Source organism: Citrobacter sp. RHB21-C05, from assembly GCF_013889015.1.
In the GTDB taxonomy this organism is placed as follows: domain Bacteria; phylum Pseudomonadota; class Gammaproteobacteria; order Enterobacterales; family Enterobacteriaceae; genus Citrobacter_A; species Citrobacter_A sedlakii.
The window spans coordinates 1714707-1731089 of record NZ_CP057611.1; the positions used below are offsets into that span (position 1 = coordinate 1714707).

17 protein-coding genes, 1 pseudogene and 1 other annotated feature are annotated in these 16383 nt (G+C 55.9%); of the genes and pseudogenes, 8 read left to right on the top strand and 10 right to left on the bottom strand.

The genetic code is table 11. The annotated features are described in order from the left end of the window. The first annotated feature begins 86 nt into the window (after positions 1–86). Positions 87–1064 (top strand): LPS O-antigen chain length determinant protein WzzB, encoded by a 978-nt coding sequence (wzzB, locus tag HVX72_RS08110; RefSeq protein WP_249418873.1) that lies wholly within the window; start codon positions 87–89, stop codon positions 1062–1064. Between the two features lie 83 nt (positions 1065–1147). On the opposite strand, the gene hisIE is transcribed toward wzzB, so the two are convergent. The 9 genes from hisIE to hisL form a co-directional block, all read right to left on the bottom strand. Beyond that, complete coding sequence (hisIE, locus tag HVX72_RS08115; protein WP_042284254.1) at positions 1148–1759, bottom strand: bifunctional phosphoribosyl-AMP cyclohydrolase/phosphoribosyl-ATP diphosphatase HisIE; 612 nt, start codon at positions 1757–1759, stop codon at positions 1148–1150. Next, on the bottom strand, positions 1753–2529 hold the full coding sequence (gene hisF, locus HVX72_RS08120) for an imidazole glycerol phosphate synthase subunit HisF (RefSeq protein ID WP_181822960.1): 777 nt from the start codon (positions 2527–2529) through the stop codon (positions 1753–1755). The genes hisIE and hisF overlap by 7 nt, the downstream gene beginning before the upstream one ends. Then, complete coding sequence (hisA, locus tag HVX72_RS08125) at positions 2511–3248, bottom strand: 1-(5-phosphoribosyl)-5-[(5-phosphoribosylamino)methylideneamino]imidazole-4-carboxamide isomerase (RefSeq protein WP_060569818.1); 738 nt, start codon at positions 3246–3248, stop codon at positions 2511–2513. Before hisA ends, hisF begins: the two co-directional genes overlap by 19 nt. Then, on the bottom strand, positions 3248–3838 hold the full coding sequence (hisH, locus tag HVX72_RS08130; RefSeq protein WP_042284243.1) for an imidazole glycerol phosphate synthase subunit HisH: 591 nt from the start codon (positions 3836–3838) through the stop codon (positions 3248–3250). The genes hisA and hisH overlap by 1 nt, the downstream gene beginning before the upstream one ends. After that, the gene (hisB, locus tag HVX72_RS08135) at positions 3838–4905 is read right to left on the bottom strand and encodes a bifunctional histidinol-phosphatase/imidazoleglycerol-phosphate dehydratase HisB (RefSeq protein ID WP_181822961.1); all 1068 of its coding nucleotides are present in this window, start codon (positions 4903–4905) and stop codon (positions 3838–3840) included. Before hisB ends, hisH begins: the two co-directional genes overlap by 1 nt. Continuing rightward, complete coding sequence (gene hisC, locus HVX72_RS08140; RefSeq protein ID WP_181822962.1) at positions 4902–5981, bottom strand: histidinol-phosphate transaminase; 1080 nt, start codon at positions 5979–5981, stop codon at positions 4902–4904. The genes hisB and hisC overlap by 4 nt, the downstream gene beginning before the upstream one ends. Continuing rightward, a complete protein-coding gene (hisD, locus tag HVX72_RS08145) occupies positions 5978–7282 on the bottom strand; it encodes a histidinol dehydrogenase (RefSeq protein WP_181822963.1) in 1305 nt (434 codons plus the stop codon). The genes hisC and hisD overlap by 4 nt, the downstream gene beginning before the upstream one ends. 5 nt (positions 7283–7287) lie before the next feature. Then, the gene (hisG, locus tag HVX72_RS08150) at positions 7288–8187 is read right to left on the bottom strand and encodes an ATP phosphoribosyltransferase (RefSeq protein ID WP_042284232.1); all 900 of its coding nucleotides are present in this window, start codon (positions 8185–8187) and stop codon (positions 7288–7290) included. 46 nt (positions 8188–8233) lie between these two features. Continuing rightward, positions 8234–8357 (bottom strand) — a sequence feature (His leader region). After that, positions 8333–8383: a his operon leader peptide gene (gene hisL, locus HVX72_RS08155; RefSeq protein WP_001364200.1), complete on the bottom strand. Its 51-nt coding sequence runs from the start codon at positions 8381–8383 to the stop codon at positions 8333–8335. (Overlaps the previous feature by 25 nt.) A 162-nt stretch (positions 8384–8545) precedes the next feature. On the opposite strand from hisL, the gene HVX72_RS08160 reads away from it, so the two are divergent. From HVX72_RS08160 to tsuB, 6 genes and pseudogenes are all read left to right on the top strand, one after another. Further along, a complete protein-coding gene (locus HVX72_RS08160) occupies positions 8546–9370 on the top strand; it encodes an SDR family oxidoreductase (protein ID WP_042284230.1) in 825 nt (274 codons plus the stop codon). A 46-nt stretch (positions 9371–9416) separates the two neighbouring features. Further along, positions 9417–10401, top strand: a pseudogene (locus tag HVX72_RS08165) (LysR substrate-binding domain-containing protein). A gap of 161 nt (positions 10402–10562) precedes the next feature. Then, positions 10563–10625, top strand: a complete 63-nt coding sequence (yoeI, locus tag HVX72_RS08170) for a membrane protein YoeI (protein WP_099433339.1) — start codon at positions 10563–10565, stop codon at positions 10623–10625. Continuing rightward, positions 10615–11973 carry an APC family permease gene (locus tag HVX72_RS08175; protein ID WP_042284225.1) on the top strand — a complete coding sequence of 453 codons (1359 nt, stop codon included), beginning with the start codon at positions 10615–10617 and terminating at the stop codon, positions 11971–11973. Before yoeI ends, HVX72_RS08175 begins: the two co-directional genes overlap by 11 nt. Before the next feature lie 171 nt (positions 11974–12144). Further along, the gene (gene tsuA / locus HVX72_RS08180) at positions 12145–13203 is read left to right on the top strand and encodes a thiosulfate utilization transporter TsuA/YeeE (RefSeq protein ID WP_042284222.1); all 1059 of its coding nucleotides are present in this window, start codon (positions 12145–12147) and stop codon (positions 13201–13203) included. A 15-nt stretch (positions 13204–13218) separates the two neighbouring features. Then, a complete protein-coding gene (tsuB, locus tag HVX72_RS08185) occupies positions 13219–13446 on the top strand; it encodes a thiosulfate utilization sulfurtransferase TsuB/YeeD (RefSeq protein ID WP_042284219.1) in 228 nt (75 codons plus the stop codon). Between the two features lie 37 nt (positions 13447–13483). Here the strand turns inward: tsuB and sbcB are convergent, their stop codons facing one another. Further along, complete coding sequence (gene sbcB, locus HVX72_RS08190; protein WP_181822964.1) at positions 13484–14908, bottom strand: exodeoxyribonuclease I; 1425 nt, start codon at positions 14906–14908, stop codon at positions 13484–13486. A gap of 238 nt (positions 14909–15146) precedes the next feature. Between sbcB and dacD the strand changes: the two genes are divergently transcribed. After that, positions 15147–16319, top strand: coding sequence for a serine-type D-Ala-D-Ala carboxypeptidase DacD (gene dacD / locus HVX72_RS08195; RefSeq protein WP_181822965.1), 1173 nt, complete (start codon positions 15147–15149; stop codon positions 16317–16319). Positions 16320–16383 lie beyond the last annotated feature (64 nt).

A 16383-nucleotide genomic window follows, 5' to 3' on the forward strand; every position in this document is an offset into this window, starting at 1 on the left:
TTTTATCAAATTTCTTATAGCATCCCGGCATTTTATCGTTACACTGTACCACCATAAGTCTTTTCCTATTCAGGGTATTGATATAAGTGGAAAATAACAGCCTCACCGGTCGCAATAACGAACCGGAACAGATTGATTTAATTGATTTAGTTGTGCAGTTATGGCGCGGTAAGGTCATTATCATCGCTTGTGTCATCATCGCCATCTTACTGGCTGTCGGTTATCTGGCCGTGTCGAAAGAGAAGTGGACGTCGACTGCCATCATCACACAACCTGATGCGGGCCAGTTAGCGACCTATTCCAATGCGATGAACGTGCTGTACGGCGGCAACGCACCACGGATTAACGAATTGCAGTCAAACATGATTGGCCGGTTCAGTTCTGCATTTTCAGCTTTATCTGAAACACTGGAAAATCAGGAAAAACCCGAAAAGCTTACCATTGACGCCTCTGTGAAAGGTCAGCCGTTACCGCTGAAAGTGACGTATCAGGCGCCGACTGCGGAAGATGCGCAGAAAACGCTGGCGAAGTATATTCAGCAGGTGGATGAAACCATCTCCAAAGAAGTCAATGTGGACCTGGCGAAAAATATCACTACCCGCACTTCAGACTTTGAACAATCGCTTGAAGCGCAGGAAAAAGTCGCCCAGGAACAAAAAGCGCTGCGTATCGCGCAGATAAGCCAGGCGCTGTCCGTCGCCAAAGAAGCGAACATCAAATTGCCGCAGGTTCAGCAGGCCGATCAGGTTTCGCAGGATACGATGTTTATGCTGGGCAGCGACGCGCTTTCCTCAATGGTGCAGAACGAAGCGACCCGGCCGTTAGCCCTTTCGGATGGTTACTACCAGACGCGCCAGAATCTGCTGGCGGTGAAAGCGCTGAAAATCGAACCGGACAGTGTTCACGCCTATCGCTATGTGATGAAACCGACGCTGCCGATTCGCCGCGACAGCCCGAAAAAAGCCATCACCCTGGTGCTGGCGGTGCTGCTGGGCGGTATGATTGGCGCGGGTGTGGTGCTTGGACGGAACGCGCTGCGTAATTATAAGCCGAAAGCGCAGTAAACGTGATTTTGCCAGAGGGGGGCAACTTCTCAGGCCAGTAAATACAAAGCCGGGCTTTGCGCCCGGTTTTTTACATATGAAGTTTACTGATGACGCTTACGCAGGTTTTCGATCACCGTCGTCAGGTCCAGTTCCTGATCCTGCAACAGCACCAGCAGGTGGTACATCAGATCAGAAGCCTCGTTGGTCAATTCATCGCGGTCATGCACCGTGGCGGCAAGCGCCGTTTCAACGCCTTCTTCGCCGACTTTCTGCGCAATACGCTTAGTGCCGCTGGCGTACAGTTTTGCCGTGTAGGAACTGGCCGGATCGGCAGTTTTACGCCCGGCTAACAGTTGTTCAAGTTGATACAGGAACAGCCACTGGTGGCTGGCTTCGCCAAAGCAACTGCTGGTGCCTTTATGGCAGGTTGGACCAATAGGGTTAACCAGCGCCAACAGGGTATCGTTGTCGCAGTCAGGCGCGATGCTCACCACCTTCAGAAAGTGGCCGGAGGTTTCACCTTTGGTCCACAGCCGCTGTTTCGTGCGTGAATAAAAGGTCACGTTGCCGGTCTCAAGGGTTTTATCCAGCGCTTCCGGGTTCATATAGCCCAGCATCAACACTTCGCCGGATACCGCGTGCTGTACGACCACCGGCATAAGTCCGTTGGTTTTTTCCCAGTCCAGCTCGCGGCGCTGTTGCTCTGTTAACATATCCTGATCTCCACGCCCTGTGTTGCCAGGTACGTTTTTAACTCACCAATATTGATAATTTGTTTGTGAAAGACCGAGGCGGCCAGCGCCCCGTCGACGTCCGCGTCACGGAAGGCCTCAAGGAAGTGCTCCATGGTACCGGCGCCGCCGGAGGCAATCAGCGGGACATGACAAACGTCGCGCACTTTTTTCAACTGCTCGAGGTCGTAGCCGTTACGTACACCGTCCTGGTTCATCATATTCAGGACGATTTCACCGGCGCCGCGTCTTTGCACCTCCCGCACCCAATCCAGCGTTTCCCACTGGGTGACGCGGGTACGGCTTTCATCGCCGGTATACTGATTCACGTGATATTTCCCCGTTTCGGCGTCGTACCAGGTATCAATGCCGACCACGATGCACTGTACGCCAAAACGATCCGCCAGGCGGGTAATCAGCGTCGGATCCGCCAGCGCAGGGGAGTTGATGGATATTTTGTCTGCGCCAAAGGAGAGGATCTGCGCGGCGTCTTCCGCCGATTTAATCCCACCCGCCACGCAAAAAGGAATGTCGATCACTTCCGCGACGCGTGTCACCCAGCTCTTGTCGACAACGCGTCCGTCGCTGGAGGCTGTGATATCATAGAACACCAGTTCGTCGGCGCCTTCGTCCGCATAACGCTTCGCCAGCGGTACAATGTCGCCGATGATTTCATGGTTGCGGAACTGCACGCCTTTCACTACCTGGCCATCACGAACGTCGAGGCACGGGATTATGCGTTTTGCCAGCATTGGATAGCCTCCTTCACGGTAAATTTCCCTTCCAGCAGCGCGCGTCCAACAATCACGCCGCTGACACCGGTGCCGCGCAGGGCGGCCACGTCTTCAATGCCGCCAATTCCGCCAGAGGACTGAAACGCCACCTGCGGATATTTCGCGCACACTTCACGGTATAACGAGACGTTAGACCCTGCCAGCGTACCGTCACGAGAAATATCGGTGCACAGCACGTGCTTCAGGCCGACGGGCAGATAAGTTTCAACCAGCTCTTCCAGCGAAACGCCGGAATCTTCCTGCCAGCCGCTGACCGCCACCTGCTTATTGCCTGCGTCATCAATACGCACGTCGAGCGCCAGCACCAGCGCGTCCGCGCCAAAGCGCTCAAACCAGCCTTTCACCACCTCCGGTGACTTCACTGCGGTTGAGCCGACCACTACGCGGGCAACCCCCGCCGCCAGCAGGGCGGCAACGTCTTCTTCGCTACGCACACCGCCGCCAACCTGGACGGGAACGTTAACGCCCGCCACCAGCGTTTTGATCAGCGGGATCTGGCGTTTTGCCGGATCTTTCGCCCCGGTTAAGTCAACCAGGTGAAGTACCTCCGCGCCCTGCGCCGCGTAATCCTGCAAACGTGGTAACGGATCGTTGCCATAGTCGCGCTGTTTTGCGTAGTCGCCCTGGTGGAGACGTACCACGGTGCCGTCGATTAAATCTAATGCCGGAATAATCATCACATCTCCAGGAAGTTTTTCAGTAACTGCGCGCCTGCAGCACCCGAACGCTCAGGGTGAAATTGTACGCCGTAGAAGTTGTCTTTTTGCACCGCGGCGGTAAACGGTTCGCCGTAATTGCACTGTGCGATAGTCCACGGGTTCACCGGCATGGCATAGCTGTGCACGAAGTAAAAGTACGCGCCGTCCTCAATCCCCTGGAACAGCCGGTTTCCGGCCTGCGGATAAACCCTATTCCAGCCCATATGCGGCAGCGGCAGTCCGAAATCGGTCATTTTCGGCACGTCCTGCTCAATAATTCCCAGCAGATCCACGCCCTGCGTCTCGTCGCTGCGACGTCCCAGAATTTGCATCCCCAGGCATATGCCCAGCACCGGTTGCGTACAGGCTTTGATCAGCTCGATAAGTTCGCGCTCGCGCAGCTGGTCCATCGCCGCCTGGGCGGTGCCGACGCCGGGCAAAAACAGTTTGTCCGCCATCAGCACCACGTCCGGGTCGCGGCTGACCTGCGGGTTGTATCCATGCCGCGCCACGGCGGATTTCACCGAATGGAGGTTGGCGCAGCCGGTATCCAGAATCACTACGTTCATCACAACACTCCTTTGGAGGAGGGGAGCGTATCACCTTCCACGCGGATAGCCTGGCGCAGCGTGCGGCCAAAGGCTTTAAACAGGCTTTCCACACGATGATGGTCGTTTTTGCCCTTGGTTTTCAGGTGCAACGTCACGCCCATGGTGTAAGAGAGCGAGCGGAAGAAGTGTTCAATCATCTCGGTGCTCAGATCCCCCACGCGCTGATAAGCGAATTCGGCTTTATATTCCAGGTGCGGACGCCCGGAAATATCCAGCGCGCAGCGTGCCAGGCATTCATCCATCGGCAGGACAAAACCAAAACGGCAGATCCCGCGCTTGTCGCCGAGCGCCAGCTTTAATGCTTCACCCAACGCCAGGCCGGTGTCTTCAACGGTGTGGTGATCGTCAATATAGAGATCGCCCTTGACCAATATCTCCATGCGAAAACCACCGTGGGTGGCGATCTGGTCCAGCATGTGGTCGAAAAAGCCGACGCCGGTGTTGATTTTGCTGTCGCCTTCACGATCCAGCCACACCTTCACATCAATCTGCGTCTCTTTGGTCTTACGTTCCACGTGGGCGTAACGGTCGCGTTTCGTCAACTGCTCACCGATCATGGCCCAGTTTAGGGTTTCCCGGTTGTAGCGTAAGCCGCGAATGCCCATGTTGTCGGCAAGCTGAAGATCGGTTTCCCGGTCGCCGATAACATAGCTGTTGGCGCTGTCCATTGCCTGACTGGCAAGATAACGCTCAACCAGCCGGGTTTTCGGCTTCCGGCAGTCGCACGCGTCGGCTGGCAGGTGCGGACAAATCAGCACCTCGTCAAACTGCACGCCCTGCGAGGTGAAAATCTGCATCATCAGGTTATGTGGACCCTCGAAGTCGGCCTGAGGGAAACTCTGGGTTCCCAGACCGTCCTGGTTGGTGATCATCACCAGCGTATAGCCCGCTTTTTGCAGTTTCAGCAGGACCGGCACCACCTCTGGCTCAAAGGCCAGTTTGTCGAAGCGATCCACCTGAAAATCGCTGGGCGGTTCGGTGATCAGGGTTCCGTCACGATCGATAAAGAGATACTTCTGGCTCATACTTGCTCCGCACGTAAAGCGTCAATGACGCGCTGGCTTTCTTCCCGTGTTCCAACCGTAATGCGCAGACAGCCGCTTAATGAAGGTTGTTTGTTCTGGTCTCGTAAGATAATGCCCTGATCCCACAAAGATTTAAATACGCGGCTGGAGGCCGTAAAACGCGCGAGAATATAGTTGGTTTGCGAATCGAACACCTGCTCCACGCAGGCGATATCGCGCAGGGCATTAACCAGGTACTGACGCTCCAGCAGAATCTGCGCCACGCGCTCGCGCATCGCGTTTATTCCCTGCGGACTAAGCGCCTGAGCGGCAATGTCGGCGACCGGCGTTGAAAGCGGGTACGGGGCGATCACTTTCAACAGCAGGTTGATGACCTCTTCATTGGCCAGCGTAAAGCCGCAGCGCAGTCCGGCCAGCGCGAACGCTTTCGACAGGGTGCGCAGAATGACAAGGTGAGGGTACTCAGACAGCCAGCCTGCCAGCGTCGCCTGTGGGCAAAACTCAATATAGGCTTCGTCGGCGACGACAATCGCTTTGCCACGCGTCAGTTCCAGCAGCGTGCGCAAGTCCTGCGGATGGATCAACTGGCCGGTCGGATTATTTGGGCTGCACACGTAAACCACTTTAACACCGTCGAGTTTGTCCGAAATGCCCTGCATATCGAGCTGCCAGTCGGCAAGCGACGGTACGGTACGGCATTCGACGCCGATTGTCTCCGCGCTGACGCTATACATACCGTAGGTCGGCGGACAGTAGAGGATCGCGTCTTTACCCGGCTCGCAGAAGGCGCGAATTAACAGTTCAATGCCTTCGTCCGCCCCGCGGCTAACCAGCACCTGTTCTGGCTTAACGCCCGCGTACTGGGCGTAGTTTTCAATCACCGCTTTGGGCTGGCATTCCGGATAGCGGTTGAGCGTTTGCTGCGTCAGTTGAAACTCGACTGCCGTCGGGAATTCGTTGGCATTTAACCAGACATCACCGTTGCCACCCAGGCGACGGGCAGACTGATACGGCGTAAGATTGCGGACATTATCACGGGCTAACTCGCTGACGCTAAAACGGTTTTCAGTGCTCATGCTTGCTCCTTAAGGGCGTTGACGCGCAGGGTGACGGCATTTTTGTGAGCGGTCAGGCGTTCTGCCGCCGCCAGCGTTTCGATGGTGGACGCCAGAGCGGAAAAGCCCGCTTTCGACAGCTCCTGCACCGTCATACGCTTCTGAAAATCCGCCAGTCCAAGGCTGGAACAGGTCGCGGTATAACCGTAGGTTGGCAGCACGTGATTGGTGCCAGAAGCGTAATCCCCGGCTGACTCTGGCGACCAGTCGCCAAGGAAAACCGAACCGGCGCTGGTGATATCATCCACCAGATCGCGGGCGTTACGTGTCTGCACGATAAGGTGCTCCGGACCATACTGATTCGAAATCTCGACACACTGGGCCAGATCGCGGGTGACAATCAGGCGGCTGGCGCTGAGCGCCTGGCGTGCGGTTTCCGCGCGCGGCAGTTCCGCCAACTGGCGTTCTACCGCGTCGGCAACGCGTCTGGCGATGTCTGCGTCCGGGGTCAGTAAAATTACCTGTGAATCCGGGCCGTGTTCCGCCTGCGAAAGCAGGTCGGAGGCGACAAAATCCGGCGTTGCGCCGCTATCGGCAATCACCAGCACTTCAGACGGACCGGCAGGCATATCGATCGCCGCGCCATCCAGACGCTGGCTGACCTGCCGCTTCGCTTCCGTGACAAACGCATTACCCGGACCGAAAATTTTATCCACCTTTGGCACCGACTCGCTGCCAAACGCCAGCGCGGCAATGGCCTGCGCGCCGCCGACGTTGAATATTTCCTGCACCCCACACAGTTGCGCCGCATACAGAATTTCGTCGGCGATCGGCGGCGGCGAGCAGAGCACCACTTTTTTGCAGCCCGCAATGCGCGCCGGCGTTGCCAGCATCAGTACGGTTGAAAACAGCGGCGCGGACCCGCCCGGAATATATAAGCCGACTGAGGCGACCGGGCGCGTGACCTGCTGGCAACGTACGCCGGGTTGGGTTTCCACATCCACGGTCTGCAGTTGCTGCGCAGTGTGGAACGTCTCAATATTTTTCACCGCGACTGCCATCGCCTGTTTTAAATCGTCGCCCAGTCGGGCGCCGGCAGCGGCAATTTCATCAGCGGACACGTTCAGCGCGCCAACGTCGGTTTTATCAAATTTCGCGCTGTATTCACGCAGGGCAGCGTCACCGCGCGCCTTTACGTTATCCAGGATCTCGCTCACGGTGCGGGTAATACTGTCCGACGCGGAGATCGCCGGGCGCATCAGTAAGTTGCGCTGTTCTTCAACGCTGCATGCGTTCCAGTCAATGATTGTGCTAAAGCTCATGGCCATCACTCCATCATCTTCTCAATCGGCAGCACCAGGATCGAACTGGCGCCAAGCGCTTTCAGTTTTTCCATGGTTTCCCAGAACAGCGTTTCGCTGCTGACCATGTGCATAGCCACGCGCTGCTGGTCGCCTGCCAGCGGCAGAATCGTTGGGCGCTCTGCGCCCGGCAGCAGGGCGATCACTTCTTCCAGGCGTTCGCTTGGCGCGTGCATCATGATGTATTTCGATTCGCGTGCCTGAATCACGCCCTGAATACGGGTGAGCAGCTTGTCGATTAACTGCTGTTTGGCGTCGGCCATGTCGCCGTCGCGTTGGATCAGGCAGGCTTTTGAGCGGTAAATGACTTCCACTTCGCGCAGTCCGTTAGCTTCCAGCGTGGCGCCGGTAGAGACCAGGTCGCAAATGGCATCGGCGAGGCCCGCGCGCGGCGCGACTTCCACAGAACCGTTTAACAGACAGGATTTAAAGGAGACGCCTTTCTGGTCGAGATAACGCTTCAGCAGGTGCGGGTAAGAGGTGGCGATGCGTTTACCGTCGAGAGCGGCCGGGCCGTCCCAGGCTTCGTCAACCGGGGTCGCCAGGGAAAGGCGGCAGCCGCCAAAGTCGAGGCGACGGAGGGTAAAGTAACGCGGATCCTCACCCTGAGCGCGGCGGTTGAGCAGTTCCTCTTCCAGCACGTTCTCGCCAATAATGCCAAGATCGACCACGCCATCCATCACCAGACCCGGGATATCGTCGTCACGCACGCGCAGAATATCGATCGGCATATTCTCGGCCATCGCAATCAGACGCTGGGTGTGTAAGTTAATTTTAATGCCGCAGCGTGCCAGCAGTTCGCGTGAATCATCACTCAAACGGCCTGATTTCTGAATAGCTATGCGTAAACGGGTGTTATCTAACATTCTTATTTCCTCTTTATCCTGTCTGAACCGGTCTGAAACGCGCGCCAAAAAAAAGCCCCCGGAAGATGATCTTCCGGGGGCTTTCTCATGCGTTCATGCACCACTGGAAGATCTGAATGTCTCCCAGCACACATCGCCTGAAAGACTAGTCAGGATGATGGTGATGATGGTGGTGTTTAAACTGAACGCGTGTCATAAAATTCTCGATGAATGCTTATTCATTTGATGTCTTTTAACCTAAACCACTTTGGCGTGATAAAGCAAGCGCTTTTTTACATTCCTATTTATAGTATGAATTGTCAGTCTGAATACGCAGGCGTAGCCTTATATAAATAGTGCCGGAGTCAGGAGAAAACGGATGAAAAAGGTCGCAATTGTCGGTTTAGGATGGTTGGGCATGCCGCTGGCAATGTCGCTGACGGCCAGAGGCTGGCAGGTGAAGGGGAGCAAAACCACCCTGGATGGGGTGGAAGCGGCCAGAATGAGCGGTATTGAAGGGTATCCACTGCGTCTGGAGCCCGAGCTGGTCTGCGAGGCGGACGATCTGGAGGCGTTGATGGACGTCGACGCGCTGGTGATCACGTTACCGGCTCGTCGTAGCGGTCCTGGAGAAGAATTCTATTTACAGGCAATGCAGGAACTGGTCGACAGCGCGCTGGCCTGGCGCATTCCGCGCATTATCTTTACCAGTTCGACCTCGGTGTATGGCGATACATCGGGAACGGTGAAAGAAAACACGCCGCGTCATCCGGTCACAGCCAGCGGGCGAGTATTGAAGGAGCTGGAGGACTGGCTGCATCATCTGCCGGGCACCTCAGTGGATATTCTGCGCCTGGCGGGGCTGGTCGGACCCGGGCGGCATCCGGGGCGTTTCTTCGCCGGAAAAACCGCGCCAAATGGCGAACACGGCGTCAATCTCGTCCATCTTGAAGATGTCATTGCCGCCATCACGCTTCTGCTTCAGGCGCCGAAAGGGGGGCACATCTATAATATCTGTGCCCCCGTCCACCCTGCGCGAAAAGTGTTTTATCCGCAAATGGCGCGACTGCTGGGCACCGAGCCGCCGCAATTCCTGGACTCGCCGGACAACGGTAAAGGCAAAATTATTGACGGTAGCCGGATCTGCAATGAGCTAGGATTTGAATATCAGTATCCCGACCCGCTGCTGATGCCGATGGAGTAATGCATATCGCCAGCGGTCTTTTGCCATCCATCGCAAGGGGGCGTGTATGAAACCACTGCTGGACGTGCTGATCATTCTTGATGCGCTGGAAAAAGAGGGCAGTTTTGCCGCAGCGTCGGCGCGGTTATATAAGACGCCGTCGGCGCTCAGCTATACCGTTCACCGCCTCGAAAGCGACCTGAATATTCAGATTCTCGATCGCAGCGGCCATCGCGCCCGCTTCACCCGCACCGGACAGATGCTGCTGGAAAAAGGGCGTGAAGTGCTGCATACCGTGCGGGAGCTGGAAAAACAGGCGGTGAAACTGCACGAAGGCTGGGAAAATGAGCTGGTCATTGGCGTAGACGACACTTTTCCGTTTTCCCTGCTTGCCCCGCTGATCGAGTTATTTTATCAACATCACAGCGTCACGCGGCTGAAATTTGTTAACGGGGTGCTGGGCGGCTCGTGGGATGCGCTGACCCAGGGACGGGCGGATATTATTGTCGGCGCCATGCATCAACCGCCGTCATCCAGCGAATTTGGCTATACGCGTCTTGGCGATCTGGAACACGTTTTCGCGGTTGCGCCTCATCATCCGCTTTCGGAAGAAAGCGAACCGCTGAGCCGCGGCACCATCAGACGCCACCGGGCGATTGTGGTCGGTGACGGCGCACATCCCGCCTGTTCAACGGCAACGCAGCTACTGGACGATCAGGACGCGATAACCGTTTTCGATTTTAAAACCAAACTGGAGCTGCAAATCAGCGGCCTGGGTTGCGGTTATCTGCCGCGCTATCTGGCCCAGCGATTCCTTGAAAGCGGCGCGCTCATCGAAAAGAAAGTGGACGCGCAGGTACTGTCTGAACCTGTGTGGGTTGGCTGGAATGTGCGCACCGCCGGGCTGGCCAGCGCCTGGTGGCGGGACGAGATTTTAGCAAATAGTGCTATCGCTGGTGTTTACACAAGCGGCGAGTCCAGCAAATCAAGCAGTTAAGAAAAAATTTTTTATGACAAGGCTCTCATTCTCTTGTCATTTCGCCTCAATTTAAGGCACAATGCGCCGCTTGCAAAAAATGACATTAACCGACGTTTTACTACGCGTCGGTTATTTTTTTGCATCAAACCAATCATTCATACCAAGAGGCCGGGCTTCGTACCGGATAGATATTTACTAAAAACCGACAGTTGTTGTCGCTGAGGAATCCAGAAAATGGGGCAATTTTTTGCTTACGCGACGGCATTCGCCGTAAAGGGGAATGACCATGTCGCATAACGTTACTCCAAACACCTCTCGCGTGGAATTACGTAAAACCCTTACGTTGATTCCGGTTGTAATGATGGGTCTTGCCTATATGCAGCCGATGACGCTGTTCGATACATTCGGTATCGTTTCGGGCCTCACTGACGGTCACGTGGCAACGGCGTATGCCTTTGCGCTGGTCGCGATTCTTTTTACAGCGTTGAGCTACGGTAAACTGGTTCGCCGTTTCCCGTCCGCTGGCTCGGCGTACACCTATGCCCAGAAATCCATTAGCCCGACCGTTGGCTTTATGGTGGGTTGGTCATCTCTGCTGGACTACCTGTTCATGCCGATGATCAACATCCTGTTGGCAAAAATCTATTTCGAAGCGCTGGTGCCGTCAGTACCGTCATGGATCTTTGTTGTCGCGCTGGTGGCCTTTATGACCATCTCTAACCTGCGCAGCATCAAAACGGTAGCGAACTTCAATACCTTGATCGTGATCCTGCAGATGGGCATCGTGGCGGTGATTGTCGGCCTGATTATCTACGGTGTTTCCCACGGTGAAGGCGCGGGTACGCTGGTAAGCTCACGTCCGTTCTGGTCTGAAGGCGCGCACGTGGTGCCGATGATCACTGGCGCGACCATTCTGTGCTTCTCGTTCCTCGGCTTTGACGGCATCTCTTCGCTGTCTGAAGAGACCAAAGACGCAGAGCGCGTGATCCCGAAGGCGATCTTCCTGACCGCGCTGATTGGCGGCCTGATCTTCATTGGCGCCTCTTACTTCCTGCAGCTGTACTTCCCGGATATCTCCCGCTTCAAAGATCCGGATGCGTCTCAGCCGGAAATCATGCTGTACGTGGCGGGTAAAACCTTCCAGTGGGGCGTGCTGATCTTCTCCAGCGTAACCGTACTGGCCTCCGGTATGGCGGCGCACGCGGGCGTGTCTCGTCTGATGTACGTCATGGGCCGTGACGGCGTGTTCCCGACGCGCTTCTTTGGCTACGTACACCCGAAATGGCGTACCCCGGCATGGAACGTGCTGCTGGTCGGCGCCATCGCGCTGCTGGCGATCAATTTTGACCTGGTGACGGCGACGGCGCTGATCAACTTCGGCGCGCTGGTGGCGTTTACCTTTGTGAACCTGTCTGTGATTTCACAGTTCTGGATCCGCGAAAAACGTAACAAGACGCTGAAAGACCACTTCAATTACCTGATTCTGCCGACCTGCGGCGCGCTGACCGTGGGTGCTCTGTGGATTAACCTGGAAGAAAGCTCGATGGTTCTGGGGCTGATCTGGGCCGGCATTGGTCTGGTGTATCTGGCTTGCGTGACCAAAAGCTTCCGCAACCCGGTTCCGCAATACGAAGATATCGCTTAATCGTGTAATCCAATCAAACCGGAGACCTGTTCTCCGGTTTTTTTATGCCTGCGTTTTATTTCCTGTCTGGCTTAATAACCTTTCGTTCTAATTTAGAGAATTTGGTTATTGGTTATGAACAACCGCGTCATGAATAATTTCCTGACAAATGTTCTTCAGGCTAATTAATTTATGCTTTCAATGATAATAAGCGGACTGTTCTGCGGTGCGCTGCTGGGTTTTGTCATGCAGCGCGGACGGTTCTGTCTGACCGGCGGATTCCGCGATATGTACATCGCAAAAAACAACCGTATGTTTTATGCCTTGCTGATTGCGATCTGCGTTCAGAGCGTGGGCGTGTTTACGCTGATCCAGACCGGGGTTGTCAGCTATGACGCGGGGACGTTTCCGTGGCTCGGCACCGTGGTGGGCGGCTACATTTTTGGCATTGGTATTGTCTATGCGGGCGGTTGCGCCACCGGTACATGGTATCGCGCGGGCGAGGGGTTGATCGGCAGCTGGATTGCGCTGTTTACCTATATGGTAATGAGTGCGGTAATGCGTTCACCGCACGCCAGCGGACTTAACCAGACGCTGAAAACCTACAGCACTGAACACAATTCGATTGCCGACACGCTCAACCTTTCCGTGTGGCCGTTGATTGCCTTATTGCTGGTGCTGACGCTGTGGGTGGTGGCGAAAGAGCTGAAAAAGCCGAAGCTGAAGGTAGCGACGCTACCGCCGCGCCGTCGCGGGTTGGCGCACATTCTGTTTGAAAAGCGCTGGCATCCGTTTGTCACCGCAGTCCTTATCGGGCTGATCGCGCTGCTGGCATGGCCGCTGAGCGAAGCGACCGGCAGGATGTTTGGCCTGGGCATTACCTCGCCGACCGCCAATATTTTGCAATTCCTGGTGGCAGGCGACAGCAAATTCCTTAACTGGGGCGTGTTCCTGGTGCTCGGTATCTTTCTTGGCTCGTTTATTGCCGCAAAAGCCAGCCGGGAATTTCGCGTACGCGCTGCCGATGCGCCAACCACGCTACGCAGCGGGTTTGGCGGTATCCTGATGGGCGTTGGCGCCAGCATCGCCGGAGGATGCTCGATCGGTAACGGCCTGGTGATGACGGCGATGATGACCTGGCAGGGCTGGATTGGTCTGGCCTTTATGATCCTTGGAGTGTGGACCGCATCCTGGATAGTGTATGTACGACCGCAGCGTAAAGCCCGACTGGCGACCGCTGCGGCGAATTAAACGTAAGGATAAATGATGGCGATTAAAAAACTGGACGTGGTAACGCAGGTTTGCCCGTTCCCCCTGATTGAAGCAAAAGCGGCGCTGGCGGAAATGGCGAGCGGCGACGAACTGGTGATCGAGTTTGACTGCACCCAGGCCACGGAAGCCATCCCGCAGTGGGCGGCGGAAGAGGGGCATACTATTACCGATTACCAACAGGTTGGCGATGCCGCCTGGAGCATCACCGTACAGAAAGCGTGACCCATGCTTCCCTCTGCGTTCGCGCAGAGGGAAACCTTCAGACGATCTCTTGCGCGTACTGCCACAACGACTTCAGTAACGCCTGCTTCTCACTATCATTCGCATATTCCTGATACAGCATCTGTAACTCTTCGGCATAGCATTGCAAAAATTCCGGCGTAAAGACCTGGCGACGATGATCAAGCCAGCGTTGCTGCTCCGCTTCATCCAGCGTGCCGGGGAAATTGCGCGCGCGGTAATTGAACAGCAGCTTCTTAATACGCGGGTCGACAAAGGTGATGTCCAGCGCAGGTAAATTTTGTGGGTCCGTTTCCAGCACAATCTTCATGGCCGCGCGATCGGCATCGCTGAAGAAGCCATTGTACAACTGGGTATCGACGTTATCGGAAACTGCGAACGGTTCCGCTTCGGCAAAAATAGCCACCACTTTGTCACGCACCTGCGGGTTGTCGCGCAGCACTTTCAGGTTATCGAGGCAGTGCTGACGATTAATCCCTAACCGGTCGGCATCTTCCGGACGCAGCGTATTCGCCTGCGCCAGCACCGGACATTTATTGATGTGCACCAGTTTCACCGGCACGGCGGCGTTATCGCCGAGATCGGCTTTGGCGGTGTACAGCCGCTCACGAAGGGCGTCGCTGTCGAGTTCGAGGAGCGGTGAAATATCCCCCGCCAGATCCACCATAATCACTGCGTTGCGGTTCTCGGGATGCCATGCCAGCGGCGCGACCCAACTGGTGTTGCCGCGCCATGCGCCAAACATACCAGAGACATGCACCAGTGGTTTCATTTGCGGCACATCGATCAGCGCCGCCAGCTTGTGCTTGCTGCGGTGCGTGTAGAGGTAGTCAAACAATCGCGGCTGCCGCGCCTTCACTAACTGCGCCATCGCTATCGTCGCATACACGTCCGCCATGGCGTCGTGGGCGTTGCTGTGCTCAATCCCGTTTGCTTTTGTCAGGTGTTCCAGGCGAAAGCTCGGCAGGCCTTCCTCGTTTTCCGGCCAGACGATCCCTTCCGGGCGCAGGGCGTAACAGGCGCGCATCACGTCCAGCAAATCCCAGCGCGAATTATCATGCTGCCAGCTCCAGGCGTAGGGATCGTAGAAATTGCGGTACAGGACGTTACGCGTGACTTCGTCGTCGAAGCGCACGTTGTTATAGCCAATAATGCAGGTTTTTGGCACGGTGAACAGCGCGTGGATGCGGGCGGCAAACGCCGCCTCGTTTTCGCCTTTCTCCCGCGCTTCCTGTGGCGTAATACCCGTAACCATCACGGCCCCTGGCTGCGGCAGATAGTCGTCTGCAGGCTTGCAGTAAAACACCTCAGGTTCGCCGATAACGTTAAACTCGCTGTCTGTGCGAAGAGCGGCAAATTGCGCGGGTCTGTCGAGCGCCGGATGCGTGCCGAAGGTTTCGTAGTCGTGAAAGAGAAAGGTGGGTTGCTGCTGACCGTCATTCATAAAAAAATGTATTCCGTGGCTGAAAGTTGCGCGCTGCCTGAACGCAACAGAGTAGCAAAATTCGGCGGAGCGATCAGCCAGAGCTGTTGTCAGGAGGCGAATAAAATGGCGGGAGGTAAAAATGCGGACCCCGCCTGAGTGGAAAAATGTGTCTTACGTCACATTTTCTTGCAATTAATCCCTGTTCGTTTATCAGATTTTCCGTAAAAAGGACGGCTCTTTTGTCACACCTGAGGATATGCTGTTGAAACGCCGTCTGTTTATTGCCGCTTCGCTACTCGCTACGCACCTTTCTTCCGCGCTTGCGTCAAGCACTGTCGACTTCGCGCCGCAGCCACCTGCGGTAGAGGCCGCTTCATGGGTGCTGATGGACTACACCACCGGGCAAATCCTTACCGCCGGAAATGAACATCAGCAGCGCAACCCGGCGAGTCTGACCAAGCTGATGACTGGCTACGTGGTTGACCGGGCCATCGACAGCAAGCGCATTTCTCCTGACGACATGGTTACGGTTGGGCGCGACGCATGGGCCAAAGATAACCCGGTGTTTGTCGGCTCCTCGCTGATGTTTCTCAAACAAGGTGAACGCGTCTCGGTGCGCGATCTCAGCCGTGGTTTGATTGTTGATTCCGGTAATGACGCCTGCGTTGCGCTGGCGGACTATGTGGCTGGCGGGCAGCCGCAGTTCGTGGCGATGATGAACAGCTATGTCAGGAAGCTGCATTTGCAGGACACCCATTTCGAGACGGTTCACGGCCTGGATGCGCCGGGACAACACAGCTCCGCGTACGATCTGGCCGTGCTTTCACGGGCGATCATTCACGGCGAACCTGAGTTTTATCACATGTACAGCGAGAAAAGCCTGACCTGGAACGGCATCACCCAGTACAACCGCAACGGTCTGCTGTGGGATAAATCGCTGAACGTCGACGGCCTGAAAACCGGACATACTTCTGGCGCGGGCTTTAACCTGATTGCTTCCGCGGTGGATGGCAAGCGGCGTCTTATTGCGGTCATTATGGGGGCAGAAAGCCCGAAGGGGCGGGAGGAACAGGCGCGTAAACTGCTGCATTGGGGACAGCAGAATTTCGATACGGTGCAGATCCTGCGCAGCGGTAAGCAGGTAGGCGCTGAGCGGATCTGGTATGGCGATAAAGAGAAGATTGCGCTGGGCACCGAGCAGGATTTCTGGATGGCCTTACCAAAAGCGGAAATTCCTCACATCAAAGCGAAATATGTGTTGGATAAAGCAGAGCTTGAAGCGCCGCTCACCGCCCATCAGCGGGTCGGGGAAATCGAGCTGTATGATCGCGACAAGCTGATTGCCCACTGGCCTTTGGTGACGCTGGAAGCGGTTGACAAGGGCGGCCTGTTCTCGCGACTGAGCGACTACTTCCACCATAAAGCCTGACAGGAGACTGGCAGGAGTTCGCCTCTGCTCACATAATAATCACAAATAACTTGTGGCTGTTATT

Excerpts from the sequence above, each read along its gene's own strand:
- hisIE (WP_042284254.1), bottom strand. The coding sequence starts at position 1,759 with ATGTTAACAGAGCAACAGCGCCGCGAGCTGGACTGGGAAAAAACCAAC.
- hisF (WP_181822960.1), bottom strand. The coding sequence starts at position 2,529 with ATGCTGGCAAAACGCATAATCCCGTGCCTCGACGTTCGTGATGGCCAG.
- hisA (WP_060569818.1), bottom strand. The coding sequence starts at position 3,248 with ATGATTATTCCGGCATTAGATTTAATCGACGGCACCGTGGTACGTCTC.
- hisH (WP_042284243.1), bottom strand. The coding sequence starts at position 3,838 with ATGAACGTAGTGATTCTGGATACCGGCTGCGCCAACCTCCATTCGGTG.
- hisB (WP_181822961.1), bottom strand. The coding sequence starts at position 4,905 with ATGAGCCAGAAGTATCTCTTTATCGATCGTGACGGAACCCTGATCACC.
- hisC (WP_181822962.1), bottom strand. The coding sequence starts at position 5,981 with ATGAGCACTGAAAACCGTTTTAGCGTCAGCGAGTTAGCCCGTGATAAT.
- hisD (WP_181822963.1), bottom strand. The coding sequence starts at position 7,282 with ATGAGCTTTAGCACAATCATTGACTGGAACGCATGCAGCGTTGAAGAA.
- hisG (WP_042284232.1), bottom strand. The coding sequence starts at position 8,187 with ATGTTAGATAACACCCGTTTACGCATAGCTATTCAGAAATCAGGCCGT.
- HVX72_RS08160 (WP_042284230.1), top strand. The coding sequence starts at position 8,546 with ATGAAAAAGGTCGCAATTGTCGGTTTAGGATGGTTGGGCATGCCGCTG.
- HVX72_RS08175 (WP_042284225.1), top strand. The coding sequence starts at position 10,615 with ATGTCGCATAACGTTACTCCAAACACCTCTCGCGTGGAATTACGTAAA.
- tsuA (WP_042284222.1), top strand. The coding sequence starts at position 12,145 with ATGCTTTCAATGATAATAAGCGGACTGTTCTGCGGTGCGCTGCTGGGT.
- tsuB (WP_042284219.1), top strand. The coding sequence starts at position 13,219 with ATGGCGATTAAAAAACTGGACGTGGTAACGCAGGTTTGCCCGTTCCCC.
- sbcB (WP_181822964.1), bottom strand. The coding sequence starts at position 14,908 with ATGAATGACGGTCAGCAGCAACCCACCTTTCTCTTTCACGACTACGAA.
- dacD (WP_181822965.1), top strand. The coding sequence starts at position 15,147 with ATGCTGTTGAAACGCCGTCTGTTTATTGCCGCTTCGCTACTCGCTACG.